Here is a 17026-nt window from a genome sequence, read left to right as displayed (position 1 = left end):
TGGCGCACGCGGGATTGGAGCGGGTGAGGGGAATCGAACCCCCGTCGTAAGCTTGGAAGGCTTCTGCTCTACCATTGAGCTACACCCGCAAGCATCCCGCCGGCGCGACCGTCCGGGGCAAACGCGATCACGGACAAGCCGTGGAAAGTAATGGTGGAAGGGGCTGGATTCGAACCAGCGTACGCGTACGCGGGCAGATTTACAGTCTGCTGCCTTTAACCACTCGGCCACCCTTCCAGTCCGCGGCCTGGCGATGCCCGCCGCGGAGTTCGGCAATATGCGAATTTTTCAGGCCTTGTCAACACGGGTTAAGCGGTTCACACCAGAAAAAATTCGGCCGCAGTCCGCTGCGGCCCCCTCCCCTTCTTCGTGGGTATCATGACGCGCTCCAGACATCCCGGTTCCGGCCCCTCCTCCGCCCGTCCCGCAGACCGCAATACCGACCGCAATACCGACCGCAACGCCGACCGATCCGGCGGCCGGCCTCAGCCGGGCGCGTCTCCGCGGCAGGACGAAGGGGACGAGGGAGCGCGCGGCGGCCGCAAGGCGGCCAAGGGAGGACGGGGACCCGCGGCACGTGGCGTCCTTATTTACGGACTTCACCCGGTGGCCGCCGCCTTGACCAACCCCGAACGGCGCATCCATCGCCTGCTGGTGACCGACTCGGGCCGCGCCGCGCTGGAACCGGCAATTGCCGCCGCCCGCGCCCAAGGGCTGCAAAGGCCGGAGGCGTCGCCGACCGACCGGGTGGAGCTTGACAGGATGCTGCCGCCTGGTGCGGTGCATCAGGGCGTCGTCGTCGATGCCTCTCCCCTGCCCGATCTGGGCATCGAGGATTCTGTGCAACGAGCTGGCGGGGGAAATCTCGGCGGTCATCGTGGCGCTCGATCAGGTGACCGACCCGCACAATGTCGGCGCCATCCTGCGATCCGCCGCCGCTTTCGGCGCCCGTGCGGTCGTGGTGACCGAGCGCCATGCTCCCGAGACGACCGGTGTTCTCGCCAAGAGCGCTTCGGGCGCTTTGGAGGCGGTGCCGCTGATCCGCGTCACTAATCTGGCCCGGGCTCTGACGGATCTGCAACAGAACGGCTTCTGGTCGGTGGGGCTCGCCGAATCGGGACCGTCGACGCTGGCCAAGCTGAATTTGACCGGAAAGACGGTGCTGGTGATGGGCGCGGAAGGCAGCGGCCTGCGCCGGCTGACCATGGAGCGCTGCGACACGATCGCCCGGCTGCCGACAGGCGGACCGGTCGGCAGCCTCAACGTCTCGAATGCCGCCGCGGTGGCACTCTATGAGGTCGCCCGCCTGCGTGAGTGATCGCGCCCCGCAACACCATCGTGGTCAAGTGCTTGTTTACGCGGAAAAGGGGCGCTAAGGTGTGCCTCCCGCAAGCGGCGGGCGCCGGATTAGCTCAGCTGGTAGAGCAGCTGATTTGTAATCAGAAGGTCACGGGTTCGATTCCTGTATCCGGCACCAGATTTTTCAACGGCTTAGCGCACACTGCGCTAGGCCGTTTTGCTTTCTGGGAAAAAAGTCGGTCGGTTGCCATTCCGCTGAGGCGGGTTCAAGCCGCCGACATGACGGGCTCATCGGACCTTGGGGCCGTCCAATCGCTTGGAGGCGTGCGCAGGGCGGTCTTCTTTTCTGTCACTCACCGCCCAGCCATTGTGGCGTTTCTGCCAAGCATCCGCCATCGGCGCGCCCCTAGGCGCCCATCCGGTTGCAACCAGAGGGCTTTCCGACTCTCTGCGGTCACGGGCAAGGCAACGCACACCGGGAAGCCTTGCCGGCCCGTCGCGGTAGGGTTGCACTGTTCCCGCATAGGTCTGGATACGGCACCCGATCTGGGGTATATCCCATGCCGCTCTGGACCGAAATGCCGCTTGAATTTGGAGTTCCGGACCCACAGGCGCGCAGCAGGGATGGCATAAGGGTGGATGATGGTTTTCAGCTCTATCGTATTTATCTTTTATTTTTTGCCAATTTTTATCTTTTGCTATTATTCCCTGCCCTTGAAGCACGGGACGCTGCTTTTCTTCAGCCTGGTTTTCTATGCGTATGGCGAGGTGATCTATACCTACGTCATGCTGCTGTCGATCCTCGTCAATTATGCCTTCGGGTTGTGGATCGCCGGCCAGGAAGGGCGTGGCCGCAAACTCGCCATGGGTGCCGGCGTCGTCGTCAACCTGGGCATTCTCGTCTATTTCAAATATCTGGGCTTCTTCTACGAGATGGTGGCCGCGGTTTTCCCCAACCTGCTGTCGGGACCGCCGCAGGTGCATCTGCCGCTCGGCATCTCGTTCTTCACCTTCCATGCGCTGTCCTACCTGATCGACGTCTACCGCCGGCAGGTTCCGGTCGAGCGCAGCCTGATCTATGTCGCCGTCTACATCACAATGTTCCCGCAGCTCGTGGCGGGACCGATCATCCGCTTCCACGACATCCGCGACGAGATCCACAACCGCAGGGTCAGCGCCGGGCTGTTCGCCGAGGGAATTCAGATCTTCGTGATCGGCCTCGCGCAGAAGGTGCTGATCGCCAACACGGTTGCGGTGGCGGCGGACCAGATCTTCGCGCTCGACCCGACGGGACTGAGCCTGCCGATCGCCTGGCTGGGAATCGTCTGCTACACCCTGCAGATCTTTTTCGATTTCTGCGGCTATTCGACCATGGCCATCGGGCTGGGGCTGATGATCGGCTTCCATTTCCCGCTGAACTTCAACTATCCCTACATCGCCCAGTCGATCACCGAATTCTGGCGCCGCTGGCACATCTCGCTGTCGATGTGGTTCCGTGACTATCTCTATATCCCGCTGGGCGGCAACCGCGCCGGTCCGCTGGCCACCTACCGCAACCTGCTGATCGTCTTCTTCCTGTGCGGCCTGTGGCATGGCGCCAGCTGGACCTTCGTGGTCTGGGGCCTGTGGCATGGCGCCTTCCTGGTGTTCGAGCGGCTGGGCATCGCCCGGATGCTCGACCGGTCGGCGCCGGCGGTCCGCCATGTCTACACGCTGCTGGTGGTGATGATCGGCTGGGTCTTCTTCCGCGCCGACACGCTGGGCCATGCCTGGATCTTCCTGAAGGCCATGGCCGGCGCCGGCCATCCCAGCCCTCTGGCGCCGCATGTCCTGCAGTTCCTGACGCCGGAAACCGTCACCGCCCTGGTCATCGGCGCGGTCGCCGCGACGCCGCTGCTGGGCCGGCTGGTGCGGGGCGGGCTGGATGCGGTGCGGAACGCGACCGGCGGGCGCATGCTGGTCGGCACCGGCGAGGCGCTGTACCTCGCCGGCCTGCTCGGCATGTTCGCGCTGGCGGTCATGAGCCTCGCGGCCGGCACCTACAACCCGTTCATCTACTTCCGGTTCTGACCATGCGAGCGATGTCTCTCGGGATCGTGCACAGCACGCTGTTGCAGAAACTGTGCATCGGGATTTTCCTGGCGCTCCTGCTGCTGCCCATGATCGGCCAGACGCTGTCGGTCGGGACGGGCGTGACGGCGACCGAAATGCGGGCGCCGAACGAGCTGCCCGACCTGCCCGCCACCTTCGACGAGTTTTCCGTCCTGCCGCAGCGCTTCGAGGCGTGGCTGAAGGACCATTTCGGTTTCCGCAACGATCTCGTCCTCGCCAACAACTTCATCCGGGTCAAGGTGTTCGGGCAGAGCACCTCGCCGCTTGTCGTGCTCGGCCGGAACGGCTGGCTGTTCTATACGGGCGAGCATGCGCTCGAGCAGACGCGCGGCATCGACCGCTTCTCGCCGGAGGAGCTGGACCGCTGGATCGACGTGATGGAACGGCGGCAGGCATGGCTGGCGGAGCGCGGCGTCCCCATGCTGATGGTCGCGATCCCCAACAAGGAGCGCGTCTATCTCGAGGATCTGCCGGCCTGGGCCACCCAGGTGAACCCGGAAAGCCGGATGGAGCAGATCGTGCGCCGGCTGGCGGAACGTCGCTCGCCGCTGGTGTTCAAGGACATGACCGCCGACCTCGTCGCCGCGAAGAAGAGCATGAAGGTCTATCTCCAGGCCGACACGCACTGGACGGGCGATGCCGCCTTCGCCATCGGCTATCGGCGGATCGTGGAGTGGATCAAGACGGTCCGCCCTGATTTCACGCCGCTGACGCCGGCCGACATGAAGCAGGTCCAAGTCATGCGCCAGGGCGTCGACCTCGACCTCGCCCGCATGCTGGGACTGGCCGCGGTTTATCAGGAAGAGGAGGTCCGCTACGAGTCCCTGAGGCCGCCCAAGCTGCGCGCCAACGACGTCTCGATGCCGAACGGCATCGTGCAGAACATCCTGCGCGCCGATCTGCCGACGGCACCCAGCGTGGTGTGGTTCCGCGACTCCTTCACCATCCCGATGTTCCCGTACATCGCCGAAAGCTTCAGCAAGGCGGTGGTCACGGAGCACAAGGGACTGCGCTTCGACAAGGCGTTGATCGAGGCGCAGAAGCCGGATGTCGTCGTCTACCAGTTCGTCGAACGCTCGCTCAACAACCCCGTCCCGGCGGAGTGAACAGGGGTAGGCCGGGAGCTTACCCTCACCTTTTCCAAGTTCTGTCAGTCAGGTTTCACCGCCAGCCTGCGCCCCGGCCCTGACGCGGACGGGCCCTGCCCACGACGAAGATCAGGCCGAGCAGGGCCCTGCCGCATCCCACGAATGCCAGCATCAGTCCGGCTCCGAAGGTCGGGGGCATTTCTCCGCTGATGGACCCGTCGGGCAGCACCGTCGGAGACAGGCAGCACAGGGCAATCGCCGCCCCTGCACTGCCGCCGGCGATCAGGATCGCGCAGCAGGCCCAATAGAGCCGCCGCCAACCGCGGGCGCGGACCGCCAGGACCGTGGCCACGAGCAACAGGGTCACCGCAATCGCCGGGATGACGAACGCCAACAGCGTCAGGCCGGTGTCGGGCATCGGGCGCTCCCATGGCGTTGAGTGGTCGGGCCGGGTCTTACGATCGCCGATAAGCCCACCGATATGCCCCGGCGGGGAACCCCCGGCAGGACGCGGCGGTTGGAGAAGGCATCGGAATGCCCCTCACAGCAGTTTGCGCGAAAGGCCGACCATGACCAAGCCCCATCCCGAGTCGGGTGACCGGACGCCGACCACCCCCAGCGCGGAAGCGAATCGGATGCGCGCGGACATCGACCGCGGCCTGACCGGCGACAAGGTTCCCGCCACCGATCCCGCCGCGGCGCCGCTCGGCACCGACGACGAAGCCGCCGGCACCACCCCGCCGCACGGTATCTCCCGCGATGCGGTCGTTCCCGCGAACCAGCGCATGCCGCCGGGGCAGAAGAAGGGCGGCGACACGCTCGACACCTGATCGGACATCCCGATCCGCAGACGGCAGAAAGCCCGGCCGGGTGCTCCCCGGCCGGGCTTTCTTGCAATCCGGCAGCGTCCTGCCGTTGGCTCTTGGAAACCGTTGCTTAGAAATAGCGCTCCGGAATGCGGACCACGTCGTCCGGCATCACCGAGGTGGTGATCGGGGCCTTGCGGATTTCCTTCTTGGGATCGCTGCCGCGGGTGATGAGGACGTAGTCCTCCTTGGCGCGGTAGGTGTAGCCGCCGGCCATCGCCACCGCCGACAGGGCGGTCATGCCGTTGACATACTGGTACTGGCCGGGGTTGCGCACCTCGCCCAGGATGAAGAAGGGGCGGTGGTTCAGCACCTCGACGCTGACCTTCGGATCCTTCACATAGCCGGCGGACAGCCGGGTAGCGATTTCCTTCTCCAGGTCCCGGGTGTTGCGGTCCTTGGCCGAAACCTCGCCGATCAGCGGCATGGCAACCTTGCCGGTGCCGTCGACGCGGAATTCGCCGGACAGCTGCTCTTCGCCGAACACGATGACGCGCAGCGCGTCACCCGGGCCGAGACGGTATTCGCCGATCTGACCGGCGCTGGCGGTCTCCATCGGCGCGTCGTTGCCGCCGGCACAGCCGACCATGGCAACGGCGAGCGCGGCCAACCCGATCCCCTGGCCCAGCGCACGGATCACCTGACGTCGATTCATCCCTAAACCCTTTCCCTGGCTGGTGGATGCCTGCCACAGCGCCGGTCCGGCCCGTTCGACGGATCGGTTCCGAGAAACCGATCCATCCGCCGGCCGCCTTGCAGCGGCGCCCTTTGGTCACGCACCTGAATTCGGGTGGAGACTAGCAACTCGCAAGCGCTTGGGAAAAAGTGGAGAGGAATTACCGCCTTCGGATCTGTTCAGTACATCGCCATCGATCATAAGAGCAGGCATAAGAAAAGGGCGCCCGTCATAGGACGGACGCCCTGCCCTGTTCAGCGGAACCTTTAGGACCTTTGGCCGGGACTTTCCCGGCCGGCCGATCCGATTCCGGCGGATTACCTGCTGGATTACATCTGGGCGCCGAGTCGCAGATAGATCAGGTTGTCGCTGTACTCGGCGGAGCTGATGTTGGAATTGCGCTTTTCGTAGGTATAGCCGCCGGTCAGATACAGGTTGCGGTTCATCTGGTAGGTGCCGCCGACGCCGGCCGTATAGACCTTGTCGTTGCGGTCGTTGCCGTTGAAGTCGTCCTGGCGGTATTGCAGGCGGCCGTTCAGCACCAGCGAGCGCAGCAGCTCGTGGTCGACGCCCAGCGCGACCAGGGTGCGGGTGTAGCTGGAGGCGGTGCCGAAGCCGGGGCTGGCCGACGTCTCGCGCACCTGGCGGCTGGCGGTGGCGCTGATGCCGGTCAGCTGGGTGACCGCCCAGTTCACGCGCCCGCCGAAGGACAGGCCGCTGAAATCCTCCAGCCGCGAATCCTTGTAGTTGCGGACGAGGTAGCCGGCAAAGACCTCGCCGGTGATCAGGCCGGTCAGGTCGGTGGCCAGACCGCCCACCACCTCGTAGCCGTCCGAGTCGCGGTCGAGGCCGAAGGCGTCGCGGTCGTTCTTGTGGCGGGTCCAGGAATAGGTGCCCTGGACGAAGGCCTCGTAGCCCTCGATGAACTCGTAGCCGACACGGCCGACCGATGCATATTCCCAGCGGTCGCGGTCGCCCTGGCGGGCGACGCCGCCGCCGATCAGGTCGACGTCGTCATAGGAGATGTACTGGGCCGAACCGGAAACGCGGGCGCGCAGGCGGTTGAAGCGTTGGGTGTAGCCGGCCTCGCCGCCGCTGGTGAGGAAGGTCACCGGCTCGGCATAGCCCTGCAGGCTGTTGATGTCGCCGCGGCCTTCGTGATTGCGGCGGTGGAACAGCTGGCCGTCCAGCGCGCCGCCCTTGTTCACGTCGAAGCGGCCGTCGGCCTGCACGGCATAATCCGTGTAGTTTTCGCCGGAATGGTCGCTGTAGCGGCCGGCATCGGCCGAGGCCGAGAAGTTCAGCGCGTGGGCCGAGAAGTCCGACTTGATGTCCAGCCGCGGCCGGACCGTCCAGATGACGTCGTCCTCGTGGTTGTCGCGGGTGGCGTAGACGTTGGTGTCATAGGTGGCGCCGGCTTCCACCCGCGGCAGGAACAGGAAGGAGCCGGCGCGCAGCCCAAGCTGCTCCAGCTCCGGCCGGCGGCGCTCCAGCACGGTTTCGCCACGCTGCAGGTCGTCCTGGGCGGCGGCGGGAAGCGACGTCAGCCCGGTCGAGGCGAGAGCGAGGGCGAGAAGGGAAAGGGTGCTGGTCTTCATGGAGTCACCGCGCTTGGCTGGGTTCGGTCGGCTCACTGGGCCGGGGGTCCGGCTCCTTGGTGGGAGGCGCGCCGCCGCCGGTCTTCGGCCAGAACCCCGGCCGGGACCGCTGCGGACGCATCCTCGGCAAAGACACAACAAACCGTGCTTCCCACGCAACAGTGAAGCCCATGCACCGCTGCTTTTGCCGGCCCCTGTGGTGTGGCCGCAACAAAAAGCTGCCGGCCGGTCACTGTGGCCTGAAGCGGTGGTCTGCTTGATTCCAGCGTCTTTTTCAAATGGTCCTAAGATGAAGGTCATAGAGCAACGAGGCGAAGCCGATGGCGCAACAGGGCTCGTGCTTTGGAACCGCCCGCCCGGCGGCGGGTTGTTCATCACGTTTCTTGATCCGCAAAGGTGCCGCATGACCCGCCGACTCGACACACCGCCCCCGCCGCCCTCGACCAAGCGTCCGCCCGACGCCACAACCCCGCCCTACACGCCGGGCGGCGTGACTCCCCCCGAAAAGGACGATGCCGTCAGTCCAGCCGAAAAGACCGCTCCGCCCGACAGCTATCCGCCCAAACGGACGCCCTGAGCAAAAGCAGCCGGTGAAGTGCGGCGGCGGCGGAAGGGTATCGCGCCGCCGCGGCCATGAATCGGTGGCGCATACTCTCCGAATTGCGACAGAATCCGTTCGCAGCTTATTTTCAGGCTTGCGGCGCTTCTTTTGTTGCGCAAGCGATGACATTCGCATTCCTGTGGCTCTATGCCGCATCTGCGAAGATTGCACTGCGCCCATTGTGTTTTCTACCCTTTCCATGAGGAACGCATGATGGACGCATCGGATGGTGACAGGCGGGAAACGCCGCGCCATCCCTGCCCACGCAGCCGGGAGCGGCGGTCCGTGTCCGCCCCAGCCTTCGCCCCGGACCGAAGGCGGGCGCGAACCACGGGCCCGTTGACATGGACGACTTCGGACGACTGCCTCCCGGCGATTACCAGTTGGCCGGCCAGGTTCACCACCGCCTTCGCCGCGCCCATCAGCGTGCCTCGGCGATCTTCATCGAGGTGATCGGCGACCAGCTGCTGACGCCCACGCAATGGGGGGCGCTGGCCACGCTGCATGCCGAAGGCCCGCTGTCGCAGAACCAGCTTGGCCGCCTCACTTACATGGATCCCGCCACCACCCAGGGCGTGATCCTGCGGCTGGTGGAACGCAACCTGGTGGAACGCCAGCCCGACCCGCAGGACCGCCGCCGCACCAGCGTCCGGCTGACCCGGATCGGCCAGGCCCTGGTCATCGATTTGATGGCGAATGCCGCCGCCGCCCACGAGCAGACGCTGGCCCCGCTGAGCGAGGAGGAGCGGGTGCAGTTCATGTCGCTGCTGGCCCGCCTGATGTAGGCGGCACCCCGAGAGGGCAGCCAAGGAGGGGCACGGGCGGGAAAACCCCGATCAGTCGGTGACTTTTGCGCCGGGTTTGCTATGAACGCGGTGTGTTGCGTCGCACCGCGACCGGACACGCCGCTGGTCTCTTACGAACCGGGGTCCCCGCAGGATGAAGCACCGCCACCCGACCGCCTCGCCGCTGGCGAAGCTCCTTCGCCCCGCCGCTCTGGGCGCCACCCTGTCAATCGCGATTGCAGCGGCGGCTCTCACTGCCGGCCCAGCCGCGGCCCAGTCGGCGAAAGAGCCGGTGAAATTCTCCGGCGCACCCGTGCGGGTGGGCGAGATCAACAGCTACACCGGCCTGCCCGCCTTCACCATTCCCTACCGCCAGGGCTGGCAGCTGGCGCTGGAGGAGATCAACGCCGAAGGTGGCGTGATCGGCTGCTGCGAGCTTCAGGTCGTCTCGCGCGACGATGCCGGCAAGCCCGACGACGCGGTGCGCGTCGCGCAGGAACTGGTGACGAACGAGGCGGTCGACGTGCTGGCCGGAACCTATTTCTCCCACATCGGGCTGGCGGTCGCCGATTTCGCCGCGCGCAACAAGATGCCCTTCGTCGCGGCCGAGCCGCTGACCGACGCCATCACCTGGTCGAAGGGCAACCGCTACACCTTCCGGCTGCGTCCCAGCACCTACATGCAGGCGGCCATGCTGGTGGAAGAGGCGGCGAAGCTGCCGGCCAAGCGCTGGGCCACTGTCGCCCCCAACTACGAATACGGCCAGTCGGCGGTGGCGTGGTTCAAGCAGCTGCTGAAGGAAAAGCGCCCGGACGTCGAGTTCGTCGCCGAGCAGTGGCCGGTGCAGGGCAAGCTGGAGGCCGGGCCGACTGTGCAGGCGCTCGCCGCCGCCAAGCCCGACGCCATCTTCAACGTCACCTTCGGTGCCGACCTCGCCAAGTTCGTGCGCGAGGGCGAGGGCCGCGGCCTGTTCCGCAACCGCAAGGTCGTCAGCCTGTTGACCGGCGAACCGGAATACCTTGAGCCGATGAAGGACGAGGCGCCGGAAGGCTGGATCGTCACCGGCTATCCCTGGGACCAGATCGACACGCCCGCCCACAAGGCCTTCGTCGCCGCCTACACCGCGCGCTTCAAGGAGTCGCCTAAGGCGGGGTCCATCGTCGGCTACATCACCATGAAGGCGGTCGCCGCCGCGATCACCAAGGCCAAGTCGGCCAACGCGGAGCCGATCGTCGATGCGCTGGCCGGCCTGACCATCGACAGCCCGGTCGGCCCGGTGACCTTCCGCGCGTCCGACCACCAGGCGACCATGGGCGCCTATGTCGGCACCACGACGGTGAAGAACGGCCGCGGCACCATGAAGGACTGGCGCTACGCCGACGGTGCCAACTACCTGCCGCCCGACGACGCGGCGCGCAAGATGCGGCCGGCGGAGTAAGGCGCCCGGTTTCCGGCGCCTCCCCCCATGTCCTTCCTGCTCGTCCAGGCCCTCAGCGGGCTTGCGACCGCGGCGACGCTGTTCCTGGTGTCGTCGGGGCTGACCATCGTGTTCGGCGTGACGCGGATCGTGAATTTCGCGCACGGCTCCTTCTACATGGTCGGCGCCTATGCCGGCTGGTCGCTCATCGAGCGGTTCGGCGGCACGCCGGCCGGATTCTGGGGTTCGGTCGCCGCCGCGGTGCTGGCGATGGGCGTGCTGGGGGCGGCGATGGAGATCGGGCTGCTGCGCCGGCTCTACCGCTCGCCGGAACTGTTCCAGCTGCTGGGCACCTTCGGCGTCGTTCTGGTGGTTCAGGATCTGACCGCCTGGGCCTGGGGGCCGGAGGATCTGTTGGGCCGCCGCGCGCCGGGGCTGAAGGGCTCCATCGACATCCTCGACCAGCCCTTCCCGCTCTACGACCTCGTTCTGATCGGGCTGGGGCCGCTGGTGCTCGGGCTGTTGTGGCTGCTGTTCAACCGCACCCGCTGGGGCACCCTGGTGCGTGCGGCGACGCAGGACCGCGAGATGACCAGCGCGCTCGGCGTCGATCCGGCGCGGCTGTTCACCGGCGTGCTGTTCCTGGGCTGCGCGCTGGCCGGGCTGGGCGGCGCGCTGCAGGTTCCGCGCGAATCGGTGACCTTGCAGATGGACATGGCCATCGTGGTCGAGGCCTTCGTCGTCGTCGTGGTCGGCGGCATGGGCAGCCTGACCGGCGCTTTCCTCGCCTCGCTGCTGATCGGGCAATTGCAGGCCTTCGGCATCCTGGTCTTCCCGCAGATCACGCTGGTGATCGTCTTCCTGTTCATGGCGGTGGTTCTGGTGCTGCGCCCGCACGGCCTGCTCGGCCGGGCCGAGGAGGTGCCGCCGACCGCACCCGCCACCGTTACCGTGCCGCTGTCGGCCGGCCGCCACGCCGGGCCGTGGGCGCTGGCTTTGCTGGCACTTCTCGCCGCGGCGCCGCTGGTCGCCGGCGATTACGCGCTGATCCTGCTGACCGAGGTGGTGATCCTCGCCTTGTTCGCCGCCAGCCTGCATCTGCTGATCGGGCTGGGCGGGCTGGTGTCCTTCGGCCATGCCGCGTGGTTCGGGCTGGGCGCCTACGGTTCGGCCCTGCTGGTCAAGCATCTGGGGGCACCGATGCCGCTGGCGCTGGCCGGGGCGCCGGTCCTGGCGGGGCTGGGGGCGCTGGTGGCGGGCTGGTTCTGCGTGCGGCGGTCGGGGCTGTATTTCGCCATGCTGACGCTGGCCTTCGCCCAGATCGTCTGGTCGATCGCCTTCCAATGGTATGCGGTGACCGGCGGCGACAACGGCATCCTCGGCGTCTGGCCGCCGGCCTGGGCGGCGGGCAAGGCGACCTATTACTGGCTGACGCTGGGCTTGTGCGGCGGTGCCTTGTGGCTGCTGCGCCGGGCGGCTTTCGCCCCCTTCGGCTACGCGCTGCGGGCCGGGCGCGACTCGGGGCTCCGCGCCGAATCGGTGGGCATCGACGTGCGCCGCTTCCAATGGATGGCCTTCGTGCTGGCCGGCACCGCGGCTGGGCTGGCCGGCGGTCTCTATGCCTTCGCCAAGGGCAGCGTCTTCCCCACCCTGCTGGCGGTGCCGCAGTCGGTCGACGCGCTGGTGATGGTGCTGATGGGCGGCATCCAGACCGTCGCCGGCCCGCTGGCCGGTGCGCTGGTGTTCCATCTGCTGGAGTCGGAGGTGATGAGCCTGACCGACTGGTGGCGGCTGGTGCTGGGCCTGATCATCGTCGCGCTGGTGCTGGTCTTCCCCAAGGGGATCGTCGGCTTCCTCTCGGGCATCAGGAGGCGGGCATGAGCGAGCTGGTGGTGCGCGACCTGCAACGCTCCTTCGGCGGGGTGCAGGCGGTGGGCGGCGTGTCCTTCACCCTGCGTTCCGGCGACCTGCTGGCGCTGATCGGTCCGAACGGCGCCGGGAAGAGCACCTGCTTCAACCTGCTGAACGGCCAGCTGCGTCCCGAACTCGGGCTCGGTCAGGCTGGACGGCACCGAACTGGTCGGGCTGCCGCCGCGGCGCATCTGGGCGCTGGGGGTCGGGCGCACGTTCCAGATCACCGCGACCTTCGCCTCGATGACGGTGGCGGAGAACTTGCAGATGGTCCTGCTGTCGCGCGCCCGCCGGCTGTTCGGGCTGTGGCGCCCGGCAGCCGCCCAGTTCCGCGAACCGGCGCTGGCGCTGCTGGACCGCGTCGGCATGGCGGCACAGTCCGACCGGCCCTGCGGCGTGCTGGCCTATGGCGACGTCAAGCGGGTCGAACTGGCGATGGCGCTGGCGAGCGAGCCGACTGTGCTGCTGATGGACGAGCCGACCGCCGGCATGGCGCCCGCGGAACGGCTTGCCCTGATGGCGCTGACAGCGGAGCTGGTGCGCGAGCGCGGGCTCGCCGTGCTGTTCACCGAGCATGACATGGATGCCGTCTTCGGCCACGCCACCCGCGTGCTGGTGCTCGACCGCGGCCGGCTGATCGCGGAGGGCTCGCCGGATCAGGTGCGCGCCGACCCGCGCGTGCAGTCCGTCTATTTGGGAGGCAAGGCGTGAGCGAACCCCTGCTGACGGTCGACGGCCTCCAGGCCTGGTACGGCCGCGCCCACATCCTCGACGGCATCGCCCTGACGGTCGGGCGGGGCGAGGTGGTGGCGCTGATGGGGCGCAACGGCGCCGGCAAGACCACCACGCTGAAGGCGATCATGGGACTGGTCGAGCGGCGTGCCGCGACCCTGCGTTTCGACGGCCGCGACCTGTCCGCCCTGCCCGCCCACCGCATCGCCCGGCTCGGCGTCGGCTATGTGCCGGAGGATCGCCGCATCTTCGCCGACCTGACGGTGGAGGAAAATCTGGAGGTCGGCCGCCAGCCGTCCCGCCCCGGCGCCCCCGCCTGGACGCCGGAGAAACTGTTCGCGCTGTTCCCCAACCTCGCGGAGATGCGCGGACGCCGCGGCACCCGGATGAGCGGCGGCGAGCAGCAGATGCTGACGCTGGCCCGCACGCTGATGGGCAACCCGTCGCTGCTCCTGCTGGACGAACCGTCGGAGGGCCTGGCGCCGCTGATCGTCAAACAGATGGCCGAGGCGGTGCGGCAGCTGAAGGCGGAGGGGCTGTCGGTGCTGCTGTCCGAACAGAGCCTGTCCTTCGCCTCATCGGTCGCCGACCGCGCCTGCGTCATCGAAACCGGCCGCCCGCGCTGGACCGGCCCGATGACGGAGCTGATGGCGGATGACGGGGTGAGAGCGGCCTATCTGGCGGTGTGACCGCCCCCTCCCCTTAACCTCACTGACCCGCGACGCTGAGGTCCATCACCGATTTCGGATCCAGCGCCTTGTCGACCTGACCTTCGGACTGCCAGAACTTCACCTGATTGACGATGTCGTCCACCAGCAGGCGGGCCTGCGGATCGACATAGGGCAGGCCGGCGGCGACGATGTCGGGCTTCTGCTTGGTGGCGTCGGCGATGATGCCCAGCAGTTCGTCATAGCCGGGGCCCTTCACCAGATTGCCCGAGGCGTCCTTGCCGTTGAAGGCGGCGTGGTATTCGGCCAGCGCGGTCTTGTAGGCGCGGACGAACTTCTCGACCAGCGGACGGCGGTCCTTCATCGTCTTCGGCGCGGTGAACAGGGCACCGAGCTGCCAGGGCGTCTCGTCGCCGACCCAGCCCAGCATCTTGCCGGCACCGTCGGCCACCAGTTGCCGCGACACGGTGGAGGGCGCGATGATGGCGTCGACCTGCCCACCCTTGAAGGCGGCGACCATCTTCGGCACGTCCTGCAACGGCACCATGGTCACGTCCTTGACCGTGAAGCCGTGCTTCTGCGCCAACAGCCCGATCATGTAATGGAAGGTCGAGCCGACGGTGGTGATGGCGACCCGCTTGCCCTTCAGGTCGGCCGGCGTCTTCAGCCCGGCGTCATAGGCGGCGTTGGTCGCGAGATAGGCGCTCAAGGGAAAGCCCGGCTCGTCGCGGCTCTGCGCGGCGATGATGGTCACGGCCCCCTTGGAAGCGAGGTTGTAGAAGCCGGCGGTCAGGCCGGTGACGCCGAAATCGGCATCGCCCGAGGTGACGGCGACCGGAACCTGCTGGGCCGAGGTGAACATCTTCAGCTCGACGTCCAGCCCCTCCTTCTCGAAATAGCCCTTGGCCTTGGCGATGAAGATCGGCCCGGAGGAGGACAGCGCCAGCACGCCGACCGTCGCCTTCTCCAGCGGCTGCGCCAGCGCGGCGGACATCAGGGTGCCGGCGGCGAAGGCGGCGCCAGTGGTGGCGATCAGGGCACGCCGGGTGAGGCGGGCCAGGGTCATGGCGGCGGTCATGGACGGAAATCCTCCCGATGGATGGTTCGGTTTCTTGGGAAAAAGCCGGTCAGCGCCAGTTCAGCAGGCGCCGTTCAAGCTGCGACAGCACCGTGCCGATGGCGAGCCCCAGCAGTGACAGCACCAGCACGCCAGCCAGCAGCGTGTCGGTCTGCATCAGATTGCCGGCCATCAGCACGAAGGCGCCGATGCCGTATTCGGCACCGATCATCTCCGCTGCCACCACCAGGATCAGCGCGATCGACGCGGTGATGCGGAAGCCGGCCAGGATGCCCGGCAAGGCGCCCGGCAGAACGATGGAGCGCAGGATCGACCGCCAGGGCAGACCGAAGCTCTGCGCCATGCGGATCAGGTTGCGCGGCACCGAATCGATGGCGCTGTAGGTGGCGATGACGGTTGGGAAGAAGACGCCGAAGCCGATGGTTGCGAATTTCGACGGCTCGCCGATGCCGAACCACAGGATGAACAGCGGCAGAAGAGCGATCTTCGGAATCGGAAAGAAGGCCGACACCAGCGGCACGCCGACCGCGCGGGCAGTGGAGAAGATCCCCATGGCGAAGCCGACCAGCATGCCGCCCGCTGTGCCCAGCACCCAGCCGACGGCGATGCGCCCCAGCGACGCCTTCAGGTTCAGCCAGAGCGATCCGTCGGTCACCATGCCGGCCAGCGCGCGGGCGACGGCGCTCGGCGGCGGCAGGAACAGCGGGCTGGCGAGGCCGAGACGACTCGCGCCTTCCCATACCGCGATCAGCACGGCGAAGGCGGCCAGCGCCGCCCAGGGATGGCGTTTTACGGTAAAACCGCCGCCACGGAAGCGGACGGGCTGGCCCATCGCGGACGCCGCGGCTGCGGTGGGCGGGTTCAGGCTGTCAGGCACGGGCGATCTCCCGGTCGGCCATCTGGGCTTCGGCCTTCATCAGGTGCCACAAGCGGTCGCGCACTTCGGCCAGATGAAACTGGGCCGACGGCTCCTGCCGGCGCTCCCGCGGCTCCTCGATGGTGACCAGTTCGCGGATGCGGCCCGGACGGCGGCTCAGCACGCAGACACGGTCGGCCAGCCGCAGCGCCTCGTCCAGATTGTGGGTGACATAGAGGGCGGTGGTCTTCTCCCGCCGCCAAAGCTCCAGGAAATCGTCCATCAGCAGCTCGCGCGTTCTGGGCGTCCAGCGCCGACAGCGGCTCGTCCAGAAGCAGCATCGCCGGACGCACCGCCAGCGCGCGGGCGATGCCGACCCGCTGGCGCATGCCGCCGGACAGCTGCTTGGGCAGCGCCTTGCGGAACTCCCACAGCCCCATGCGGCGCAGGCCGCTGTCGATGCGCTCGCGCCGCTCGGCGGCGGAGAGCGGGTGATGCTCCAGCACCAGGGCGACATTGTCCTCCACCGTGCGCCAGGGCAGCAGGGCGAAGTCCTGGAAGATGAAGGTGATCGGGTTGAGGCAGCCGTCCGGCACCTCCCCCTCCACCCGGATGCTGCCGGAGGTCGGCGCGACGATGCCGCCGGCGATGCCGAGCAAGGTCGACTTGCCGCAGCCGCTGGGGCCGATCACCGCCAGGATTTCCCCCTCCGCCAGGGTCAGGTCGATGCCGTCCAGCACGGTCAGATCGTCATAGCGGTGGGTCAGATCGGAAACGAGAAGCCTCATCGCGCCCTTATCAAGCCTGCAGCCTTGTCGGTGGAGTCCGACTGTTCGTTGGGCCTGCCACTATAGCGCGGCGATCCGGCGGCGGAGAGGGGAAAGGCGTTCCGCATCCCAGCCATACGGCAGTATGGTAGTGGCCGGAAGGCGTCAAGCCGCTGTCGGTTTCGCGACAGCGGTCGTCAGGCGGTTCCGCTGACCGGGCCACCACCGACCGGCAAATCCAGCACCCGCAGCGCGGCGGCGCAACGGCCGACCGCCGCTTCCGCCAAAGCATGGCGCTCGCTGAGGCCCGCCTCGTCCACCTCGTCGGGGGTCATCGCCTGCAACAGGACGCGCAAGGTGCGAACATAGGTGCGCAGGAGCGTGGCTTCCTCGGCATAATCGCCCAGCAGACCGGCCTGTCCGGCGGTGCGCAGGGCGACAAGCTCACCGTCCAGCGACGCGGCGGCCATCTCGATGGCGAGCAGGGCCCGCGTCAGGCGGACATGCTTCAGAACGACGACATCGGCCATGCCCACCTCCCTGCCGGCTTGAATGGCTGGGTGAAAGCAATG

At 67.4% G+C, this 17026-nt stretch carries 17 protein-coding genes, 3 tRNA genes and 2 pseudogenes; 13 read left to right on the top strand and 9 right to left on the bottom strand.

The window, feature by feature from the left end:
• Nucleotides 1-15: 15 nt before the first annotated feature.
• Nucleotides 16-89 (bottom strand) — tRNA-Gly (locus tag ACWPN3_RS26430).
• A 62-nt stretch (nucleotides 90-151) separates the two neighbouring features.
• Nucleotides 152-237: transfer RNA gene (locus ACWPN3_RS26425), tRNA-Tyr, on the bottom strand.
• Nucleotides 238-378: 141 nt separating this feature from the next.
• Here ACWPN3_RS26425 and ACWPN3_RS26420 point away from each other — a divergent pair.
• The 5 genes and pseudogenes from ACWPN3_RS26420 to ACWPN3_RS26400 form a co-directional block, all read left to right on the top strand.
• Nucleotides 379-756: pseudogene (locus ACWPN3_RS26420) on the top strand (RNA methyltransferase substrate-binding domain-containing protein); the annotation flags it as partial.
• Between the two features lie 46 nt (nucleotides 757-802).
• Nucleotides 803-1318, top strand: coding sequence for a 23S rRNA (guanosine(2251)-2'-O)-methyltransferase RlmB (rlmB, locus tag ACWPN3_RS26415; protein WP_492261830.1), 516 nt, complete (start codon nucleotides 803-805; stop codon nucleotides 1316-1318).
• 83 nt (nucleotides 1319-1401) lie between these two features.
• A tRNA-Thr gene (locus ACWPN3_RS26410) sits at nucleotides 1402-1477 on the top strand.
• 590 nt (nucleotides 1478-2067) lie between these two features.
• A complete protein-coding gene (locus ACWPN3_RS26405) occupies nucleotides 2068-3369 on the top strand; it encodes an MBOAT family O-acyltransferase (protein WP_492240038.1) in 1302 nt (433 codons plus the stop codon).
• Between the two features lie 11 nt (nucleotides 3370-3380).
• Nucleotides 3381-4517: an alginate O-acetyltransferase AlgX-related protein gene (locus ACWPN3_RS26400; RefSeq protein WP_492240037.1), complete on the top strand. Its 1137-nt coding sequence runs from the start codon at nucleotides 3381-3383 to the stop codon at nucleotides 4515-4517.
• A gap of 55 nt (nucleotides 4518-4572) precedes the next feature.
• Here ACWPN3_RS26400 and ACWPN3_RS26395 read toward each other — a convergent pair whose 3' ends face one another.
• A complete protein-coding gene (locus tag ACWPN3_RS26395; protein ID WP_492240036.1) occupies nucleotides 4573-4917 on the bottom strand; it encodes a hypothetical protein in 345 nt (114 codons plus the stop codon).
• Between the two features lie 217 nt (nucleotides 4918-5134).
• Between ACWPN3_RS26395 and ACWPN3_RS26390 the strand changes: the two genes are divergently transcribed.
• Entirely contained in the window at nucleotides 5135-5329 is a 195-nt protein-coding gene (locus ACWPN3_RS26390) for a hypothetical protein (protein ID WP_492240034.1), read from the top strand.
• Nucleotides 5330-5435: 106 nt separating this feature from the next.
• Here ACWPN3_RS26390 and ACWPN3_RS26385 read toward each other — a convergent pair whose 3' ends face one another.
• Both ACWPN3_RS26385 and ACWPN3_RS26380 read right to left on the bottom strand, forming a co-directional pair.
• Complete coding sequence (locus ACWPN3_RS26385) at nucleotides 5436-6020, bottom strand: polysaccharide biosynthesis/export family protein (RefSeq protein ID WP_109051350.1); 585 nt, start codon at nucleotides 6018-6020, stop codon at nucleotides 5436-5438.
• A gap of 350 nt (nucleotides 6021-6370) precedes the next feature.
• Entirely contained in the window at nucleotides 6371-7639 is a 1269-nt protein-coding gene (locus ACWPN3_RS26380) for an outer membrane beta-barrel protein (protein WP_098740506.1), read from the bottom strand.
• Between the two features lie 403 nt (nucleotides 7640-8042).
• On the opposite strand from ACWPN3_RS26380, the gene ACWPN3_RS26375 reads away from it, so the two are divergent.
• The 7 genes and pseudogenes from ACWPN3_RS26375 (at nucleotide 8043) to ACWPN3_RS26345 (ending at nucleotide 13774) form a co-directional block, all read left to right on the top strand.
• The gene (locus tag ACWPN3_RS26375; protein ID WP_158285419.1) at nucleotides 8043-8216 is read left to right on the top strand and encodes a hypothetical protein; all 174 of its coding nucleotides are present in this window, start codon (nucleotides 8043-8045) and stop codon (nucleotides 8214-8216) included.
• A 368-nt stretch (nucleotides 8217-8584) separates the two neighbouring features.
• Nucleotides 8585-9025 (top strand): MarR family winged helix-turn-helix transcriptional regulator, encoded by a 441-nt coding sequence (locus ACWPN3_RS26370; RefSeq protein WP_109450029.1) that lies wholly within the window; start codon nucleotides 8585-8587, stop codon nucleotides 9023-9025.
• Between the two features lie 154 nt (nucleotides 9026-9179).
• Entirely contained in the window at nucleotides 9180-10463 is a 1284-nt protein-coding gene (locus ACWPN3_RS26365) for an ABC transporter substrate-binding protein (protein WP_492240032.1), read from the top strand.
• 27 nt (nucleotides 10464-10490) lie between these two features.
• The gene (locus ACWPN3_RS26360; protein ID WP_492240031.1) at nucleotides 10491-12323 is read left to right on the top strand and encodes an ABC transporter permease; all 1833 of its coding nucleotides are present in this window, start codon (nucleotides 10491-10493) and stop codon (nucleotides 12321-12323) included.
• Nucleotides 12320-12439 (top strand): annotated as a pseudogene (locus tag ACWPN3_RS26355) (ABC transporter ATP-binding protein); the annotation flags it as partial. The gene ACWPN3_RS26360 and the pseudogene ACWPN3_RS26355, both read left to right, overlap by 4 nt.
• A 64-nt stretch (nucleotides 12440-12503) precedes the next feature.
• Nucleotides 12504-13064, top strand: a complete 561-nt coding sequence (locus ACWPN3_RS26350; protein ID WP_492261902.1) for an ABC transporter ATP-binding protein — start codon at nucleotides 12504-12506, stop codon at nucleotides 13062-13064.
• Nucleotides 13061-13774, top strand: coding sequence for an ABC transporter ATP-binding protein (locus ACWPN3_RS26345; protein ID WP_492240029.1), 714 nt, complete (start codon nucleotides 13061-13063; stop codon nucleotides 13772-13774). The genes ACWPN3_RS26350 and ACWPN3_RS26345 overlap by 4 nt, the downstream gene beginning before the upstream one ends.
• A gap of 19 nt (nucleotides 13775-13793) precedes the next feature.
• Here ACWPN3_RS26345 and ACWPN3_RS26340 read toward each other — a convergent pair whose 3' ends face one another.
• The 4 genes from ACWPN3_RS26340 to ACWPN3_RS26325 all read right to left on the bottom strand — a co-directional run bounded on the left by ACWPN3_RS26340 (nucleotide 13794) and on the right by ACWPN3_RS26325 (nucleotide 16984).
• Nucleotides 13794-14831: an ABC transporter substrate-binding protein gene (locus tag ACWPN3_RS26340; RefSeq protein ID WP_492240028.1), complete on the bottom strand. Its 1038-nt coding sequence runs from the start codon at nucleotides 14829-14831 to the stop codon at nucleotides 13794-13796.
• A gap of 49 nt (nucleotides 14832-14880) precedes the next feature.
• The gene (locus ACWPN3_RS26335; RefSeq protein WP_492240027.1) at nucleotides 14881-15708 is read right to left on the bottom strand and encodes an ABC transporter permease; all 828 of its coding nucleotides are present in this window, start codon (nucleotides 15706-15708) and stop codon (nucleotides 14881-14883) included.
• Nucleotides 15693-16475 (bottom strand): ABC transporter ATP-binding protein, encoded by a 783-nt coding sequence (locus ACWPN3_RS26330; protein WP_492261829.1) that lies wholly within the window; start codon nucleotides 16473-16475, stop codon nucleotides 15693-15695. The genes ACWPN3_RS26335 and ACWPN3_RS26330 overlap by 16 nt, the downstream gene beginning before the upstream one ends.
• A 176-nt stretch (nucleotides 16476-16651) precedes the next feature.
• A complete protein-coding gene (locus ACWPN3_RS26325; protein WP_109450016.1) occupies nucleotides 16652-16984 on the bottom strand; it encodes a hypothetical protein in 333 nt (110 codons plus the stop codon).
• Nucleotides 16985-17026: the final 42 nt, after the last annotated feature.

Source organism: Azospirillum sp. UENF 111221, from assembly GCF_058780625.1.
This window is presented reverse-complemented; position numbering and strand designations above follow the sequence as displayed.